Annotated in this window: 16 protein-coding genes; 8 read left to right on the forward strand and 8 right to left on the reverse strand. The window is 47.5% G+C overall.

Annotated elements, in window-relative coordinates; all coding sequences use genetic code 11:
* Nucleotides 1-42: 42 nt before the first annotated feature.
* The 5 genes from cax to QUA20_RS24340 form a co-directional block, all read right to left on the reverse strand.
* Nucleotides 43-1143 (reverse strand): calcium/proton exchanger, encoded by a 1101-nt coding sequence (gene cax / locus QUA20_RS24320; protein ID WP_172187366.1) that lies wholly within the window; start codon nt 1141-1143, stop codon nt 43-45.
* A gap of 189 nt (nt 1144-1332) precedes the next feature.
* Nucleotides 1333-1791: a hypothetical protein gene (locus QUA20_RS24325; protein WP_333191835.1), complete on the reverse strand. Its 459-nt coding sequence runs from the start codon at nt 1789-1791 to the stop codon at nt 1333-1335.
* Between the two features lie 139 nt (nt 1792-1930).
* On the reverse strand, nt 1931-2554 hold the full coding sequence (locus QUA20_RS24330; RefSeq protein WP_333191838.1) for a DUF6391 domain-containing protein: 624 nt from the start codon (nt 2552-2554) through the stop codon (nt 1931-1933).
* Between the two features lie 48 nt (nt 2555-2602).
* Nucleotides 2603-3346 (reverse strand): MORN motif-containing protein, encoded by a 744-nt coding sequence (locus QUA20_RS24335; RefSeq protein WP_333191840.1) that lies wholly within the window; start codon nt 3344-3346, stop codon nt 2603-2605.
* A gap of 44 nt (nt 3347-3390) precedes the next feature.
* On the reverse strand, nt 3391-4854 hold the full coding sequence (locus QUA20_RS24340) for a hypothetical protein (protein ID WP_333191842.1): 1464 nt from the start codon (nt 4852-4854) through the stop codon (nt 3391-3393).
* 231 nt (nt 4855-5085) lie between these two features.
* On the opposite strand from QUA20_RS24340, the gene QUA20_RS24345 reads away from it, so the two are divergent.
* The 5 genes from QUA20_RS24345 (at nt 5086) to QUA20_RS24365 (ending at nt 9454) form a co-directional block, all read left to right on the forward strand.
* Entirely contained in the window at nt 5086-5733 is a 648-nt protein-coding gene (locus tag QUA20_RS24345) for a retropepsin-like aspartic protease (protein ID WP_333191843.1), read from the forward strand.
* Nucleotides 5734-6159: 426 nt separating this feature from the next.
* A complete protein-coding gene (gene gpmI, locus QUA20_RS24350; protein WP_333191844.1) occupies nt 6160-7758 on the forward strand; it encodes a 2,3-bisphosphoglycerate-independent phosphoglycerate mutase in 1599 nt (532 codons plus the stop codon).
* Nucleotides 7759-7892: 134 nt separating this feature from the next.
* Complete coding sequence (gene secG / locus QUA20_RS24355; protein ID WP_172187376.1) at nt 7893-8132, forward strand: preprotein translocase subunit SecG; 240 nt, start codon at nt 7893-7895, stop codon at nt 8130-8132.
* Between the two features lie 91 nt (nt 8133-8223).
* Nucleotides 8224-8949, forward strand: coding sequence for a peptidase (locus QUA20_RS24360; RefSeq protein WP_333191846.1), 726 nt, complete (start codon nt 8224-8226; stop codon nt 8947-8949).
* 37 nt (nt 8950-8986) lie between these two features.
* Nucleotides 8987-9454, forward strand: coding sequence for an NUDIX domain-containing protein (locus QUA20_RS24365; RefSeq protein WP_333161514.1), 468 nt, complete (start codon nt 8987-8989; stop codon nt 9452-9454).
* Nucleotides 9455-9714: 260 nt separating this feature from the next.
* Here QUA20_RS24365 and QUA20_RS24370 read toward each other — a convergent pair whose 3' ends face one another.
* On the reverse strand, nt 9715-10212 hold the full coding sequence (locus tag QUA20_RS24370; protein WP_333191847.1) for a rhodanese-like domain-containing protein: 498 nt from the start codon (nt 10210-10212) through the stop codon (nt 9715-9717).
* A 454-nt stretch (nt 10213-10666) separates the two neighbouring features.
* Here QUA20_RS24370 and QUA20_RS24375 point away from each other — a divergent pair, with 454 nt between their 5' ends.
* From QUA20_RS24375 to QUA20_RS24385, 3 genes are all read left to right on the forward strand, one after another.
* Nucleotides 10667-11116 (forward strand): hypothetical protein, encoded by a 450-nt coding sequence (locus tag QUA20_RS24375; RefSeq protein WP_333191848.1) that lies wholly within the window; start codon nt 10667-10669, stop codon nt 11114-11116.
* Nucleotides 11117-11145: 29 nt separating this feature from the next.
* Entirely contained in the window at nt 11146-14418 is a 3273-nt protein-coding gene (locus QUA20_RS24380; protein WP_333191850.1) for an SNF2-related protein, read from the forward strand.
* A 337-nt stretch (nt 14419-14755) separates the two neighbouring features.
* Nucleotides 14756-14920, forward strand: coding sequence for a hypothetical protein (locus QUA20_RS24385; protein WP_333191852.1), 165 nt, complete (start codon nt 14756-14758; stop codon nt 14918-14920).
* 107 nt (nt 14921-15027) lie between these two features.
* On the opposite strand, the gene QUA20_RS24390 is transcribed toward QUA20_RS24385, so the two are convergent.
* Nucleotides 15028-15900, reverse strand: coding sequence for an MBL fold metallo-hydrolase (locus QUA20_RS24390; RefSeq protein ID WP_333191853.1), 873 nt, complete (start codon nt 15898-15900; stop codon nt 15028-15030).
* Between the two features lie 250 nt (nt 15901-16150).
* A complete protein-coding gene (locus QUA20_RS24395) occupies nt 16151-17386 on the reverse strand; it encodes an HhoA/HhoB/HtrA family serine endopeptidase (RefSeq protein ID WP_333191854.1) in 1236 nt (411 codons plus the stop codon).
* Nucleotides 17387-17745 lie beyond the last annotated feature (359 nt).

Raw genomic sequence — 17745 nt, forward strand, 5'->3', positions numbered from 1 at the left:
GGGGCAACCACGCACGATTGCCCCTCCAAGAAAATTGTTGCTTCAAGTAATGGGGTGAAAGTAAAATGCTGCTCCTAACACGATATATGTGGCTAAAAGCAGCACTCCTTCGAGCCAATTAGAGCGACCGTCTATACTGATTAGATTGGCAATTGTCACTGCAATGGCAACTGCAACTACTTCAAACGGATTGAAGTTTAAATCCATCGGCTGATGAATCACTAATCCGATAATCACCAACACCGGCGCTACCAGCAAAGCAACTAGCAAACTCGAACCCATCGCGACAGAAACTGACAAATCCATATTGTTTTTCATCGCAACTCCCACCGCAGTTACATATTCGGCCGCGCCGCCAACAATCGGCAACAGAATTACCCCTGTAAACAGCGGCGTCAATCCCAATCCTTTGGTAGTTTCTTCGACAACGCCAACGAAAATTTCTGATTCAAAAGCAACGGCAACAGTTGAGGCAACTAGCACTCCTATCCACAGCCACAAATTAGGTTTGTGCGTAGTAGATTCCTCTTTGGTATTTTGAGGATTTTCTGACTCTAGTTCTAGTAAGCCGACTTCGTAAAGATAGCTGTGAGTTTTTAATGAAAATAGCAGAGTTAAAGCGTAAACTGCAATTAGGACGATCGCAGTTATTAAGGAAAGATTCTCTATAGCTGCAGGTTCGACTCCATTGGAGGTGTAAATTACCATTGTCGGCAGCAGAATTGCAATCACTGCTAGAGTCATTGTGGAACCGTTCACCCGCGCGATAATTGGCTTAAATTCTTGTTCTTTGTAGCGTATGCCTCCTAGTAGCATGGAAAATCCCATGACTAAGAGTAAGTTGCTGATAATTGTGCCGGTTATGCTGGCTTTCACAATGTCAATTAAGCCGGCTTTCAGGGCAACTATGGCAATAATTAATTCTGTAGCATTGCCGAAGACTGCATTTAATAAGCCACCTATGGAGGGGCCTGTAACGATCGCCACTTCTTCTGTTGCTGTGCTCAACCAAATAGCCAGAGGTATAATGCCTAAAGCGGATGTGATGAAAACTGCGAGGGATCCCCAGTGCAAATACTCAGCGGCGATGGAAATGGGGATGAAAATTAACAGCGCTATGGAAAGAATTTTTTTGATTGACATAGGAACTCAGATAGTGTACGGCAGTGTGAGGTCGAGTTGTCGGGGCGATCGCCAAGTTGAGTTTACATGATTCAACTGTTGCCTGACAATTCCTGGGGCAAGGGCGATCGGACGTTTTAACCCCTGATGCACACAGATTAACGCAGACAGATATTTAATGAAAGTTAATTTTTTAAACTTGCCAGTTTTCTATCTCAGAAAAAGTCCGCCGTCATTCCGAATCCTTAAAGATGTTTTATCCAAACCTAAATCATTCGTCTCGTCTAATCTTACTTCTACTGTTCCTTCGCCAACAGGTTTCAAACTGGGTTTTAATAATGCGCCATCTGGTCGCCTAAATACAATTGAGACCGGTAGTGTCAATGCTGGCAGCGCGACTGTTGAATTTTCTGCTAAACTGCGGCGGTTAGTCTGTCCAGCTACCTGATAAAATAGTCTATCGTTGGTTTTATTTGTTAATCTAACATTGACTTTGCCATTGACGGGAACTATCTTGCCGTCAGGAGCTATTTCTGGTTGGTTAGTTTGGGATATTTCGCCAGCAAAACTCGCATTGTGCGTGAAAGGCAAAAAACTGTTGCCTGGTACGGCTAAGCTGACAGCCAGTAGACTTGCCACCCAGGTTTTGTCGATCGCTAATTTGCACATTTATTTTTTTTTTAGATGAAGTACGCGCGTGCGAAGCTATCCCGAAGGGAATCGCCCTGGCTTCAAAACACTAATTAAACGAAGGAAGAAGCAAGAAGGAAGAAGCAAGATTTTCTCAAATCCCCCCCTCCCGCAACAGCTATTCAACCCAACGCACCCGCACAAAATGAGCTTCGCGTCCCCAGAAGTCGTGACTTAAAGTAATATCAACAACACCTAAATTAAACGGAATAGCAGTTGTGACGTAACGCTGAGCCAGAGCTCCCACATCAGGAGCTAACTGAGCCGCCGCCGCTGCTGCTGCTCCCAAACCTAAAACTTGCAGAATGGGCCCCCGGGGCAGGGCTAAATTGATGCCGACAGCAAGTCCAGCAGTCAGTAGCATTCCCACCGACAAATTCGTGCCGCAGCGGGGATGTACAGCTAAATCCCACTCTCCGCTTGCAATCCGCTGCAAAGCCTCGCGCACTGCCTGACGCAACTGTGCAATGTTAACGCGACCGTAAAGATAAAATCCTTGGTCTGTGGACATCCCGCCCAATAAATCATTATCGGCTCTTGCTGTCGCCGTACCGCCAGATTGGCTGAGTACCCAAACCGTAGCGTGTTCCAAAGCATGAACTTGGCGCAAAGTCAAGACTTCCTTCAAACCGGGCACAAAATTGAGTTGTCGCAACAAATCAGCATCTTGAGTCCGCTGCGGGGCAAAGTCAAAAGGAAATTGGCTGGCGCGCCAAGAACTAGAAGCAGCATTTGTCGTCATGTCAAAACGCCTCCACTGATGTCAGATGTTAAATTTTAGAGGCTAGATTCACGGTTGAACGCGCTTGCCTGCGCGAAACTCTCCGGCAAACCGTCTGCCTTTAGCATCTGTAATTACTCCTCTACCGTGAGGCAGTCCCTTGCGCAATTCGCCTTGGTAGCGAATGCCGTTTGGGAAGCTGCAACTACCTTTGGCGTCTAGCTGTTCGTTGAAAAACTGACCGTCGCAGCGCGTGCCGTCAGCGCGGGTGAACACTCCCCGACCAAACGGGTTTCCTGCGAAAAACTGTCCGGCGTAGCGATCGCCGCTAGCAAAGATAAATTGCCCTTGACCGTGCGGCTGACTGCTAGCAGCCCCGCCGCCAACTTGTTGAACAATTTCAAATGTTCCCCGGTAGCGATCGCCACTAGCAAAAATAGCTTCTCCCCTAACGATCAGACCGTTGCGGAACTCTCCCACCATGCGGTCATCGTTGGCGAACAGGAAGACACCTTGACCGTTGGGCACGCCGTTGCGAAACTGTCCTTCATAGCGATCGCCCTTCGAGTATACGTATATTCCTTGTCCCTGAGGTCTGCCGTTGACGAAATTTCCTTCATAATTGTCGCCATTCTCGTAGTTGCACTTGACTCGACCGTTGGGGGGAGAGCCTTCGCAAACGGGAGGGCGGTTTTGGGCGGAGTCTGGCGCATTCTGGGCCAATGACTGCTGAATGTTGACTAGCAGTGAGAGGCATCCTACCCCCGAACTAACCAACATCACTATTCCGAATTTTTGAATTGAGCGAAGCATGACTGTTCTCAATTTTCGTTCCAAGGATTGAGGTAAATTTTTCATTAAACTGGGTTTTGGGCAACTCGGGGAGATTTTTCTCCCACAATTTTAGACACCTCTACACCGTTTTCTTCTAAAACCACAACCGGATCGGCTCCTGATAGGAAATCAACCCGTTTGATCAGCACCTGCCCGCTGGCAATCCGCTGTCCTACTTTGATATATCGACTTGTTGGCTCGTTAGGTGCTTTGACAATTACCAGTATGTCATTACCAACTCTGACTACGCCACTAACTTCAACTCCTTTGGCATTGTCTGTCGAAGGCGGAGGCGGTGGGGCTGGCGGAGCCACTGGGGGGGGTGGCGGGTTGGGGTCTTGCCAGGAGGGCGGCGGCGTTAATTCTGGCAGCTTGGGTAGACCGGGCAGTTCTCTGGTGGCGATGTTGGGAATGCTGGGGGGGCTGGGGGGGCGAGCAGCGATCGTTGGGGATCGTCCCGGTGCTCCCGGTGCTCCCGGTCGTCCCGGTGCTCCTGGTGTTCCCGGTCGTCCCGGTGTTCCCGGTCGTCCCGGTGTTCCCGGTCGTCCCGGTGTTCCCGGGCGTCCCGGCGCCGTTTGGGGGCGTGCGGTCGTGCCTCTTGGGAATGGCGGTATAGATGGTAGTCCGGGTATAGATGATGCGGGAGCTGCTGCTATATCTGGGGAGCCTGCCGGTCTAGCTCCCGGGCGTCCGGGGCTGGCTGGCTGCCGTCCGGTGGTGCCTCTTGGGAAGCCCGGTAGGGAGGGCAGTCCAGGTATAGATGCAGGATCTCCTGCTATGTCTGGGGAGCCTGCTGGTCTAGCACCGGAGCCTGCTGGTCTAGTACCGGGGCGTCCGGGGGCTGTTTGGGGACGCGTTGAAATTGGCGACCTCCATTGGGGTATGCGGGTTAACGGCAGGTTGGGAAGACTGGACACCTGTACGGGGCTTTGGGTTTGGGGAAGTTGGGCAATTGCGCCGCCGCCCGCTGCGCTTGGGCGCTGTGCTGGCGTCCACTGAGGGGGGTTTCTATCATCTGGCAGCTTGGGCAGATTTGGCACTGCTCGGACAGGCAGGTTGGGGAGTTCGTTGCCCTGCGTCCCGCCGTCTGTTCTGATCGGTTGAGGCGGAAGGACTGAGAATGGATCGTTTGCTTTGCCGGGGATGGGGGTCTGTCTAATTGCCGTTCCGTTTAAGTCCGGTGCTGTCTTTTTGGCCTGGATGTCTGCTTGAGCTTGTCTTGCTCGTTCGTCGGGGTTTGTGGGTCGGAGCAAGCCGGGGGGCTGGGCCGCTACTACGGGGGAGGGAAATGTCTGGGCTGCTGGGGTGGGACTTGCCGCGGCACCGGGAGTTCCTGGAGCGTTGGCGGCCGGTGACGGAGATGCTGCACCGGGAGTGAGAGTAGGACTAGGAGTGGGACTGGCCGTGTTGCCGCCCCCGTCGCCGCCACATCCCCCGAGCGAGAAAGCCAGCATTCCTATAGTTGCAAAATATAAAAGTTTACGCATTGCCGATCATTCCCAAACGCCTGACTTTTAAGTGATCCAAATGGCAAGTGCAGTTGATGCCATTTGCCGCTTTTAAGTTTACCTGTGTTTGATGGTATGCGATCGCTTGAAAATTGCCAAGTTTTCCTGATGATCTGATCGGGATCTTCGGGCGCTGGGTTTTCTGGAGCGGGTTAGGATATCAGTGGCGGTCGTTGTTCGACATATTGTATTAATTAAGGTATTTAGATAATGGCAAAAGTGATTCTCAAGGGGATTTGGCGATCGGGCTTTGTTTTTGCCACCGTTTTGGTGGGTGTGGGATCGGTAGGGGGCGGCGAGGTGCATTCTGATTCACATCAGCCAGAAACTCAGGTGATGACATTGGTTCCCGATGTGAGTTCCCAGCAGCTCGATCGCACTATAACGGGATCGGGATTCACAACTGGCAAATTGTACTCTCAGTTTTGGAACCCATCCAATCCTGGTGCCAAACCCCCAGCAAATCAACCGGCGAAGCCAGCGGGGAATCCACGGGTATTTCAAGCTAAAATTAAGCGCCGCGCAGGCGGGACGCCGGTGATTGATGTGGTATTTAACGGCAACAAGACTTTTGAGATGATTCTCGATACCGGGGCAAGCGGCACTTTGATTTCTCAGCGGATGGCTACTGCACTGGGAGTGAGGCCGGTGCGTACCGTGAGAGCGGGGATCGCTGATGGTAGCGTTGTCGAGTTCCCGATCGGCGTAGTGCGATCGATTCGGGTTGGGGGTGCTGCGATCCAAAATGTCGAAGTGGCGATCGCCAAACAAATGCCAATAGGTCTGCTCGGTCACGATTTCTTTGGCAATTACGATGTCAAAATTAAAAAAGATGTTGTAGAATTTTATGTCCGCTGAAAGTGAGCCGATTCGGAAACGAATTTTTGCTCAACTCGTTTAAAGTTTTTCGCAGCGCAGTCAAAGCTTTTTAATTTATTTCTTGAGGCTGTAGCAAAAGTTCGCCATCTGTGGTATTCTTCTTATTGTTTCAATAGCAACCGACCGTTGAACAATTCATGAAAATGCGGCAAGAAAAGCACGGTCGCTGTTGGTGAGATCGGTAACAGTCTCCGACTGTGGATTCACAGTACAAGGCAAGGCAATCCATTAAACAATTCGCAAAGCAGGTCGAAATTAGTTCCCAAAATGCTGTGGCTGAGGGAATTTTGGTTGGCTTTGTTCAGCCGGAGCGTAGAAAATATGTAAACTGATTAGCGGAAGATGTTCCGCAAAATCGGAAATCATGCAAATCGAGAAATTAATTATTCTAAATAAGGTATTCGCATGGCACAAGCGTCTGTATCTCCTGTAGTGCTGATTATTCTGGATGGCTGGGGTTATCGTGAAGAAAAATACGGAAATGCGATCGCAGCTGCGAAAACACCCGTGATGGACAGTCTCTGGGCCGCTTATCCCAGAACTCTGATTCACACATCGGGCCGGGCGGTAGGGCTTCCTGACGGACAAATGGGCAACTCGGAGGTCGGCCACTTGAATCTGGGCGCGGGCCGCGTGGTTCCTCAAGAGTTGGTGCGGATCTCGGATGCAGTGGAAGATGGTTCTTTGCTCAACAACCGGGCGCTGGTTCAGCTTTGTGAGAAAGTGCGCCTTCAGGGCGGCAAGTTGCACCTGACTGGTCTTTGTTCCGAGGGCGGGGTTCACTCGCATCTGAGTCACATTTTGGGTTTGCTGCTGCTAGCAAAGGCACAGGGAATTTCTGATGTTTGCATTCACGCGATTACAGACGGCCGCGATACTACTCCGAAAGAGGGTGTAGAAGCTCTAGCAAAGATTGAAAGTTATATAGAAAAGGTAGGGGTCGGTCGGATTGCGACCATCAGCGGCCGCTACTACGCGATGGACAGGGACAAGCGCTGGGATCGGGTGCAGCGCGCTTACGAGGTGATGACGACTGAGGGTGCGCCTGACGGTCGATCGGCTGTTGATGTGTTGCGGGCCTCTTATGCTGAAGGAGTGACGGACGAGTTTGCAATTCCGACTCGGATTGGTCCGGGGGCGGTGGCATCCGGGGATGGGGTAATTTTCTTTAATTTTCGCCCGGACAGGGCTAGAGAATTGACTCAGGCTTTTGTGTCTCCCATTTTTAATGGCTTTGAACGGCAGTTAATTGAGCCGCTGGCGTTTGCGACTTTTACTCAGTACGACCCGAAACTGTCGGTAATGGTGGCTTTTGAACCGCAGAATTTGAACAATATTCTGGGCGAGGTGATTTCTAAGCACGGTTTGCAGCAGTTGCGGACGGCGGAAACTGAAAAGTACGCTCATGTGACTTATTTTTTTAATGGGGGTCTGGAAGAGCCTTTTATAGGGGAACACCGCGAGTTGGTGCAGAGCCCGATGGTGGCGACTTACGATGAGGCGCCGGAGATGTCGGCGGCCGTGGTGACGGATGTGGCTGTGGCGGGTTTGGAAAAGCGGATTTATTCGTTGGTGGTGATTAATTACGCTAACCCGGATATGGTTGGTCATACGGGGATGATGGATGCGACGATAATTGCGATCGAAACTGTGGATAAATGTTTGGGGCGGCTGTTGAGCAGCATTAGTAAAGCTGGGGGAACGGCAATTATTATTGCTGACCACGGAAATGCTGAGCAGATGTTTGACGAGAACGGGAATCCCTGGACGGCTCACACGACTAACCCGGTTCCGTTTATTCTGGTAGAAGGCGAAGGTCTGAAGATTCCGGGTCACGGAACGGATGTTCCTCTGAGGACGGACGGCTGTTTGGCAGATATTGCGCCGACGATTCTGGAGCTTTTGAGGTTGCCTCAGCCCCCGGAGATGACGGGACGCTCTATGATTGAACCCGCTAATTTTGAAGTTCGCGCCAATCGCACTCCGGTGCGAGTCCGATTGTAGTAGGGACGCAGCAGTAGGGACACGGCACTGCCGTGTCCCTACATAAATTGCGGTCGATCGACTGGATGTGCGCGATCGACCGAATTTGATATGATGATTGATTACCGATTACTAATTACCAATTACGGCTAATTATGAATATTGTTTCTGTTTTACAAGCTATCTGGTCTTTGTCTGCTTTAGGACTTGTGGTTTTTGTATTGCTGCACAGTCCTAAAGGCGATGGCATTGGAGGGATTGGCGGACAAGCTCAATTGTTTACCAGCGCCAAGAGTGCAGAAACGAGTCTGAACCGGATTACTTGGGGTCTGTCTATTGTTTTTATGGGTTTGACGGTGATTTTGAGTGCTGGTTGGTTGACGCCTAAGTTATAAGATTCGGATTTTTAACCGCAGATGAACGCAGATAGACGCAGATAATATCAAGTTCATCTGCGTTTATTTTCGTCTATCTGCGGTTGCAAAAATGCGGTTGTGGAAAGTTACGGTAAAACCCCGATTGCTTGCTGGTTTGGGATTGGCTTTATGTTGTTTTAGCTTGATAATTTTTACTCAGGTTAATACTCCGGCAGCGAGTGTTTCTCCTCTCCCGAAGACTTTGCCAAATCCACAGGTTCACCCTTTGCCGCCAACGCTGGCAAATTGGCAAGATTCCACGGATAGCGGTGATTATTTTGACCAGGTTAAGCCACCGAATTTCGGTCATTTGCTGTGGTCGAAGTTTCCGATTCAGGTTTATGTTGAGCGTCCAGTTGATGCTAATAAGTCTGAAGAATGGGTGGGGGCTGTGTTGGATGTTGTCCGGGAATGGGGGGTTTATTTGCCTTTGGAAGTGGTGGATAGTTCGGAGGTGGCTGATATTAGGATTTTACGTCGGGCTCCGCCTTTGCGTCAAGGGGTGTTGCGATCGCGCTCTGGAGAGGCTACCTATGAATTGTACGCCCGTCGCGATGGGGATAAAACAGTTTTATCTCATCGGTTTTCGGTTTATTTGAATCCCAATCAAGTCGGTAAGTATATTCCGGCGACGGCGCGCCACGAGTTGGGTCACGCTTTGGGAATTTGGGGCCACAGTTTGATAGAAACTGATGTGCTTTATTTTTCTCAAGTGAGAAACCCTCCGCCTATTTCGGCGAGGGATGTCAATACTTTGAAGCGCGTTTACGAACAGCCGACTCGGTTGGGGTGGTAATTTTAGTTTGGATCTGTAAAATCGTGTCGGTAAAAAGATGAAAGATGAAGCTTTTGGGATTGTGCCAGTTTTTGCGACTGAAACTGATAGTTTGTTTTTGTTGATCCAACATCAAGCGGGACATTGGGCGTTTCCTAAAGGTCACGCCAATCAGGGAGAATCTGCGCTAGAAACCGCGAAGCGGGAGTTTGAGGAGGAAACTGGCATCCGCGATTGTGAAGTGCTTGAGGAGCCTAGTTTTGTGGAACGTTATTCCTTTGTTAAGGAAGGGAAGCCTAGTTCTGTGGAACATTATTCCTTTGCGAAGGAAGGGGAATCAATTGAAAAGACTGTTACTTACTTTTTGGCTTTTGTAAATTCAATGGAAGTTCAGTTGCAAGTAGAGGAAGTTCAAAATTCGGCCTGGAGTTCCTTTGAAGATGCAGTTAAGCTGATTACTTTTGATGGGAATCGGCAAGTTTTAAGGGAAGTCAAAGCATTTTTGGACGCGAGGAAGGAATGTTAATCAGTCTTGGACGCACACACTTGTTTATGTAGGGTGTGCATTGTTCACTTTACGCGATAAGTAGCCTGTCAAACGACTTTTTGCGTCCGCGACTGTTAATATCTAGTCCGGTTATCCGATCGCAATTTAGTTTGTAGTAAGGACTTTAGTGCTTAGTTACTGCAAGCTTTAATATAAAGATCCAGTCCTTACTACAAACAAATTATTTTGTTAGATACCCAACTTCTTCAATAAGTCTGGTATCTAGGTATTCTGTGTGATTATTTTTTGATTTTCTGGGCTTCGGCGTGGTGTTGCAAGCGAGAGAATACGTTGTATGCGTCGGGGCCGGGAGTATCGTGTTCGGCAGCGCCATCGATGGGGCCGTCAATGGCTTTCCAAGCAGGAATTCCGCCTTTTAGTTCGGCTACTTTTCTAAAGCCTGCTGCGCGGAGAAGATTGGCAGCTTCGGCGGTTTGTTCGTCGTTTTCGCCGTAGACGTATATGTCGCGGATGGGTTCTAAACTCGATTGTGCGCGAGCGACTAATTCGTCCATTGGCATCATTACGGCGCCGGTAATGTGGCTTTTGGCGAAGCTTTCAAAATCACGAGCGTCGATGATTGTTAATCCGGGTTCGCCCCAATCTAACCGAGCTTTGAGGTCGTGGCTAGATGCTTGAGCTTTTAAACCGGGAGGGGTAGGAGTTAAATCGGGAAGTTTTTCTTTGATGTCAGAAATTTGGTCGGGAATCTTTTTCATGGGTAAACTATTGTTCAATGTTTTGATTGCCTTTGCAATTTAACAAGATGTGTAGGTTGAATTCGTCTTTCTAAAGGCTGAATCTGGCATTGAACTAAAGTCGCAGTTAAGCTGGGTTGCGGGTGGTTGACTAAGGTTGGGATCGCTACATTTGTTGAGTTTGCTAAGTTGTCCCTGGCCTCGATCGAGATTGTTTTGATTGAAAAGAGCGATCGCTCGTATTGACTGCGGATAATTTGAAGTGCGATAAGTTATCCAACATTCTATTTTATCAATTCACAAGTTTTTAGTCAATATTCATATTCTTTGTAATCGAATTTTACTGTCCTGATGAGTGACAAAATTATTTAAGAATGAAATCTGCATAAGTTATTCGCAGGTTCGCCGGCGTGCTTGCAGAAAAGTTTAAATGTTTCCCAGCAAGGTTTCTGGTAGAATTTGATAGTAAAAACAAGTATTTAAAGGTATGGATATGTCTGAGAATGATGAAATTCCAGTGTCTAAAACTCTGACACCAGAAGAGCAAGCGGTTTGGGATGCGAAGGCGAAAGTTCGGGTGCTGCTGAATTTGTGGGATTTGAGCGGCGGGAAGATGAAGGTGAAAAAGGGGGATTTGACTAAGCGGATTGTGCGGACTAATGAGACGAGTCAGAGATATGTGGAAGTGCTCGGCGAGTTGCAGGCGACTGGGGCGATCGAGTATTCGCTGGTAAATCGGGTGACGCTGGTGGAATTGAGCGCGAAGGGGAAAGAAGTTTTAGCGGAAGGCTTGAAAAGTAAGGATTCTCTGTTTGAGTTTGATGGTTCTCAAATTGGTACTCGGCTGGGAAATTCTTTGTTGAAGTGGATTCGGCATCAGGATGGTGCGGCGAGTGTTGGTGTTGACAAGGGGAAGGGGGATGTAGGGGCGATCGCAGATTGACAGATCATCTCAATTAATTAACAAGGAACATGAATCATTCCAATTGCGAAACCGATAGCGGCTGGCCAGATCGCGAGAGCTTTCCGTATAACTACGCAAAATCTAGCGTAGGCTCGATTATCGAGAACGATCTGCGCCGCTCAAAAAACCCACTAATTATTACGGGCTACGCTTCACTGGAAAAAATTATCGATTTTCTGGCGGATTGTTATAGTAGTTGGCAAAGTAATCCAGATGCTTTTGAGCAAATCCGCATCTTGCTCGGTAATGAACCATATCCAACAAAAGCTCAGGAGTTTCCCTCCTCCCACAAGTTTTCTCAGGAAATAGAAGATTACTGGATGGAGCAAGGTATCTCTATCCGTAAATGTGGGAAAGTTATTGCTGCGATCCAGTTACTCAAAACAGAAATAGTAGAAACCAGGATTGCTAAGGAAAAACCCATCCACGCCAAAATTTTTCACGGAGATAGTGCTATTACCCTTGGTTCTAGTAATTACAGCACTTCAGGTTTAAGCTACCAAATTGAAGCAAATGTTAGGTTTCAAAATTCAAAAAAAGAGAAACCACGATTCGATGAAGCTTGTCAGTTGGCAGAAAAGATTTGGAATTTAGGAAGATGCTACAATGACCAATTAATCGATTTATTAACAAGGCTTCTCAGCAAGGAAACATGGGACGTGACTTTAGCAAGAGCTTGTGCAGAATTGCTAGAAGGTGAGTGGGCAAAAAAATACAAACCAACCAATTATTGGAATGATGAACCTCTGCTTTGGCCGTCTCAAGAACAGGGAATAGCTCAGGCAATTTGGGTCATTGAAAATGTTGGCAGCGTGCTCGTAGCCGATGCAACGGGTTCGGGTAAAACTCGAATGGGCGTCCACCTCATCAAAAATGTAATCAATCACATTTGGGGAACTGGGCGGGTGCGGAAAGGTGATTCAGTGTTAATTTGTCCGCCTAAAGTCCTAAACTCTTGGCAGGAAGAGATTACGACTTGCGAGGGCGCCCATCTCCTTGCTTACTCTCACGGCTCATTGAGTAGTGCCAAATCTAAGAAGCACCACCATCTTATTGATGTTATCCGTCGCGGTCAAGTCCTTGCTGTCGATGAAGCGCATAACTTTTTCAACGACAGTTCTAATCGGACGCAGGCACTCTTTAGCAACATGGCTGACTATGTATTGCTGTTTACAGCTACTCCGATCAACAAAGGAGTTAAGGATTTGCTTTCCCTCGTGGAATTGTTAGGAGCTGATAACTTTGATGATGAATTGGTGGAATCTCTTAAATCGCTATGGAGCCAGCACGAAAAACAGAATGAAAGGATGCCAAAAGAGCTTAGCAATAACCTGCGGAGAGCGATTCAGCAATTTACTGTTCGGCGAACAAAACGTCTGTTTAATAGTATGATAGATCTCGAACCCGAACGTTATAAGAATACGTTGGGTGCTCTATGTCGCTATCCGAAAGAGATATCAAAAGAGTATGATTGCGGTGAAACTGATGGCGATCGCAACTTAGCCCAACAGATTCGTCAAGCCACTGACAGACTGCGTGGTTTAGTATATCTCAAGGAAATTTCAGAACTCCCAACATTTCTTCGCAAGCAAGGCTGGAGCGAAGAAAAGTATCTTGAAGCACGCCTGAAAAGTGCTAAGGTACTGCCTGCTTATCAGGTTATGGCTTGCTTGCGATCTTCTCGTGCGGCACTGATAGAACATATTTATGGAACAGATCGTGCACAGAACCACTTCGACATTAATCCTAATACCAGAATCAAGAAAGACACGGGTAATTTAATCAAAACATTGGAGAATATATCAGGTGAAACAGCAAAAAACAAGCTGGGCATTAAACTGCCTGAATGGCTGAGCGATCCTGCCAGACATAAAGAAGCTTGTGAGGAAGAAATAGAGGTTTACACAGATATTGCTAATCTATGTGAAAAGATTTCGGACTCGCGAGAAAACACTAAAGCAGCGCATCTGGTCAAGCTATTAAAGCATCACAAACTGATGATAGTTTTCGATAGTCGTTTGATTACTCTTCATCAGATTAAACATTTCCTTGAAAGAGAAGGGGTTAAGACGCTGATCGCAACTGGAGATACAACAACAGACTACGATCGGGTTAATGAGTCATTTAAACTTGGTTCCGAGGAATCTAGAGTCATTGGGTTATGTTCAGATGCAATGTCTGAGGGGGTCAACCTCCAGCAAGCTTCCGCCGTTGTTCAATTGACGATGCCCAGTGTAATTCGCTTGGCAGAACAGCGGATAGGTCGGATCGCTCGCATGGACAGTCCTCACCCTGCAATTGAAATATGGTGGCCAAAAGATAGCAACGAGTTTGCCCTGCGGTCTTCGGAGAGCAAATTTGTAGCTCGCCACAATCTGGTGTCTGATTTGCTGGGGTCAAATATATCACTACCAGATCACTTATCACCGGAGGAAGACACAGAATCATCAGATGAAGTGATTACATCGATGGCAGAACTTGCTAATAATCAAGGGCAAAAAGCAAGTGAAATCTGGACATTAAACGATGTTTTTGACCCGGTGCGATCGCTCGTAGAGGACGATATTAGCCTGGTTCCATGCGAAGTATACGATCGAGTACGACGAGCAAGTAAAATACGGACTTCTTTGAGTATTGTTCAAACTAAAGACCAGCCTTGGGCTTTCTTTGCCATTGCTGGCACAGAATGGGGATCGCCCCGTTGGGTTTATTTAGATCCTTCGGAAGTCAAGCCGAGAACAGACTTAGATTATATTAGTAATAAACTGAAAGAAAATCTGGATGCAGCAGTTAACGATTTTCCGCTAGGAAAAACAGCTTCTGTATGGCAAGATGATTTCTTATATCAACTTAATAAAGCAGAAAAAGAGATGTTACCCAAGAAGAAGCAGCGCGCTCTTAAGTTGATGGAGGAAGTTTTAAAAGAATACAAGCATAAATCTGTTCAAGACGAAGACAGGGAGCGTGCAGAATTGGTTGAGAAGTTGCTTTCTATGTTCAATGAAGAACAATCTAAGGAAAATAGCCCAAACAGGGAAGTAGAATTAAGCAAGTGGCACGTCGATTTAAGTCTTTTAGCCGAGTGGTGGCTCGATTTAATTCAGCCTAGATGGTTAGATCGCCTGCAAGAACGCCGTTCTGAACCTCTGCGACTCCAAGACCTTTATCAAAATTTAATTGAGGAGCCGATTCATACAGAAAAACTCAAAGATGCGCTTAAAATTAATACAGTCAAACCCCTTGAGGAGCGGATTGTTGCTGCAATTATTGGCGTGTATTGAAATTGTTTTACTTTTGACAACTTATGTAGGGCGAATTAAAGGCGAGCATTTAGGGCGCGATCGCTTTTATTTCTTGCGCGACTTGTCGCTAGAGGATTGAGATACGTCAAGGGCGATTCCCTACCCTTCGGGAACGAAGCGAGCTATCCCATTATCATGAAGAGCAAAAATCTCTCATTCTCCCAATTTTAGCAGTATTCAAAGATCAGATATTTTGGCTCTTGTTGTCAACCCGTCAGAGCAAGGACTTTTGTCAATCTACGCAGGCGATCGCACTAGCGACAGTGTTTTGACGCTAGTAACCATTAATAAAACCAACAAAAATTTGACCTGAAACTTGAGCTTGAAAGGACTTAACCCAGCCTCCAAAGCTCAAGTTTACACTTACAGCCAAACGAAGTTGCGAGCGATCGCCCGTCACAGCGATTTCGGTGTCAGCGCCAGTTTTCAGGCAACTTATCCCGCTAATTCTATCACTTTGGTTGCCATTCCAAAGGCTTAATACCCAATCCGGCTTAAATATCCCCTCTTATTCTTAGTCGCCCTCGGCTCGGAATTTGTGTGTATAGTAGATTGGCTAGTGCCGAAGATAGAAGGGGTTTTAAACTATTAAGAATCGACCATCCAAGCAATACATTTCCGCATTTGCTTGCTCATTGTTTCTCGATCGGCATTATACCTGCGGCCGTGTCCCGGCAACACCCATTCAAACGAGTAATTAGCCAAATTCTGCATAGATTTGATTTGTTCCGGCCAAGAATACCAACAGACTTCGTGAAAGCCAACTAGCTGCTGCAAACTTTCCGACCAAGCAAGATGATCGCCGCTGAACAAAAACTTGTTATTGTAAAGTAAAACTGTGTGACCTTTCGTGTGGCCTGGAACAGGTATAATCAACAAATCATCGGCTATTTGATGCGGTTCGCTGCCCCCCAATTGAATTTCTACACTGCGAGTACCCGCGTTAATTTCGTCAGTATGGAGAATGCGATCGCACCCAAAATGATCGCGGTATTTTTGATGGTCTGCTACGTCGTCGCGGTGAGTCAAGTACAGATAGCGAATGCCCCCCATTGCTTCTATGTTTTTGACTAGCGGCGGCACAAAACGGGGAGAATCAACTAAAACATTGCCCTCTGGACGGACAATTAAATAGCTAGCAGCACCGTAGGATTGCTCTGAGTGGTAGCCGCAGTGATAGACATTTTCAGCTACGAGTGCGGGCAACTGTTGCTGAACTTGTTTGATGTTTTTGGGTTTTTCAACAGTGCCGATGGAACTTGTGGGACAAGACAAAAGAGCCGCGAGCGATCGCACTTCTTCCATCTCGTTAGTTGGCTGGTGGTATACAGCAGACTGTTCTCCATCTTGAGTAAATACTTCAGGTGCCATCCACCGACAAGTATCGCAGTCAATGCAGGTACTGTCTACATAAAAGTTACCGTTAATATTTTCAGTACGCCTCCGATTAATGTTAGCCATTGTTTTACCTCTTAATAACCCATATAAACTATGGTAACTTACTATAACGAGTACCCCCGACATCCCGCCGGAGGTTTAAACCCCCGTCTCACAGCACAATCCGGTTAAAACCCACTAATAATTACTCCCTATTTATTGACAGTAGCTTAATATCAGTCCTATCCAAGAGGACTGATACTTTGAGGCAGGGGTTTAAACCCCTGCCGGACTCTTGCTTGTGCGTGCAAGATATAAGTTTCAATCAACAATGCTACCGCTCCTGGGCCGCTGGAAAAGCACCCGCTTTCACGGCAACAGTAACAGGTTGTCCGCTGCGGCTCACTTCAAGCTGCAGATCGCTGCCCACTGTACTTTTCTCGACAATTTGCTGTACGCTGCCAGCATCGCTGACTTCTGCACCGTTGATTTTCTTGATCACATCGGCAACGCGAACTCCAGCTTGTTCTGCCGGAGAACCTTTGGCAATTCCCAAAACTAACACGCCTTTATCTTCAGTCAGCCTCAATTTGGGGTTGGGATTTTTATTGAATTCTGCCTTGACTTCGGGAGTAATGCTCAACATCCGAACGCCGAGATAAGGATGTTCGGCTTTTCCGGTTGTTACTAATTGGTCAGCAATTTGTTGTGCTCGATCGATCGGAATCGCAAAACCCAATCCTTGAGCGCCTTGAATAATCGCCGTATTCATGCCGATAACTTGACCGCGCTGGTTCAGCAGCGGGCCGCCAGAATTACCGGGATTGATCGCAGCGTCGGTTTGAATAAAGCTGACGCGCTTGTCGGGAACACCGACATCGGCGCTAGAACGGCCTGTAGCGCTAATAATGCCCACAGTCACAGTATTGTCCAAACCGAGGGGATTGCCGATCGCGATCGCCCATTCTCCCGGCTCTAATTCTTCAGATTTGCCCAAACTCACCACAGGCAAATTGGTAGCTTCTATTTTAACAACAGCCACATCAGTAACTGTATCTACGCCTAAAACTTTGCCGACAAAATCGCGGCCATCCTTCAGTTTTACCGTTACCGTATCCGCGCCATCAACAACGTGAGCGTTAGTCAAAATGCGACCGTCGGAACCGATGACAAAACCAGAACCAGAACCCCTTTCTACCCGATTTCCCGGCTGAATCGGTAATTCCGAACCGAAGAAGCGACGGAATTGTTCGGGGATCTCATCTGGAACTTGGTTCCTCACCGTGCGAGACGAATTAATCCGCACCACTGCCGGGCCGACTTCCTGCACAACTTTAGTGACAAAATTAGAGTCTTGAGAGGGCAATATATTTGCAGGTAATGCTGAGATTGGCGCTGCACTTGCCGGTTCAGCTTTGATGGCGTTAGAACTTCCAGGAACTTGAGAAGTTAGGGCGTTGCACCCAACAGTTGCGGTCGAGCCGAGCAAAAGTAGGGATAAAAAAGCAAGTTTTTTCGGCAAATAAAAACGGCGAGAACGCTGAGAAGCAGGCATATCTTTGGTTGACATAGTATTGATTTGGTGGGAGTTTGAGCGAGAGTTATAATTATGGTTTTCCATTTTTAGCACCTACTGTAATTAACTTAGAACTAAATGCTCTTTAATTTTAATTCAAGCATTAGTGAGATCTGCTTGACTGGTAGGGTTTACCCTACAAGCTGGGGTAGAAACCCGACAAGTGCAGGCAAATTGTGTGTGGATTCCAGCTTTTGAGTGCGATCGAACTGAGCCAGCATTGGAGAATTGCCTCAGATTTCAATAATCAAGACTACGGCTGCAGGCCAGGATATTCCGCAATAGCATGAAATGTTGACTGAATTGATATCCGAACTCTACAACAGTCCTGGAATCACAAAAACCTGGTTAAG

The sequence above is a fragment of the Microcoleus sp. Pol7_A1 genome (assembly GCF_036701085.1).
Lineage (GTDB): Bacteria > Cyanobacteriota > Cyanobacteriia > Cyanobacteriales > Microcoleaceae > Microcoleus > Microcoleus asticus.

Coding starts and splice junctions, on each gene's coding strand:
- QUA20_RS24365 (WP_333161514.1), top strand. CDS start 8,987: ATGAAAGATGAAGCTTTTGGGATTGTGCCAGTTTTTGCGACTGAAACT.
- QUA20_RS24395 (WP_333191854.1), bottom strand. CDS start 17,386: ATGTCAACCAAAGATATGCCTGCTTCTCAGCGTTCTCGCCGTTTTTAT.
- QUA20_RS24325 (WP_333191835.1), bottom strand. CDS start 1,791: ATGTGCAAATTAGCGATCGACAAAACCTGGGTGGCAAGTCTACTGGCT.
- gpmI (WP_333191844.1), top strand. CDS start 6,160: ATGGCACAAGCGTCTGTATCTCCTGTAGTGCTGATTATTCTGGATGGC.
- cax (WP_172187366.1), bottom strand. CDS start 1,143: ATGTCAATCAAAAAAATTCTTTCCATAGCGCTGTTAATTTTCATCCCC.
- secG (WP_172187376.1), top strand. CDS start 7,893: ATGAATATTGTTTCTGTTTTACAAGCTATCTGGTCTTTGTCTGCTTTA.
- QUA20_RS24375 (WP_333191848.1), top strand. CDS start 10,667: ATGTCTGAGAATGATGAAATTCCAGTGTCTAAAACTCTGACACCAGAA.
- QUA20_RS24380 (WP_333191850.1), top strand. CDS start 11,146: ATGAATCATTCCAATTGCGAAACCGATAGCGGCTGGCCAGATCGCGAG.
- QUA20_RS24340 (WP_333191842.1), bottom strand. CDS start 4,854: ATGCGTAAACTTTTATATTTTGCAACTATAGGAATGCTGGCTTTCTCG.
- QUA20_RS24360 (WP_333191846.1), top strand. CDS start 8,224: ATGCGGTTGTGGAAAGTTACGGTAAAACCCCGATTGCTTGCTGGTTTG.
- QUA20_RS24335 (WP_333191840.1), bottom strand. CDS start 3,346: ATGCTTCGCTCAATTCAAAAATTCGGAATAGTGATGTTGGTTAGTTCG.
- QUA20_RS24330 (WP_333191838.1), bottom strand. CDS start 2,554: ATGACGACAAATGCTGCTTCTAGTTCTTGGCGCGCCAGCCAATTTCCT.
- QUA20_RS24390 (WP_333191853.1), bottom strand. CDS start 15,900: ATGGCTAACATTAATCGGAGGCGTACTGAAAATATTAACGGTAACTTT.
- QUA20_RS24345 (WP_333191843.1), top strand. CDS start 5,086: ATGGCAAAAGTGATTCTCAAGGGGATTTGGCGATCGGGCTTTGTTTTT.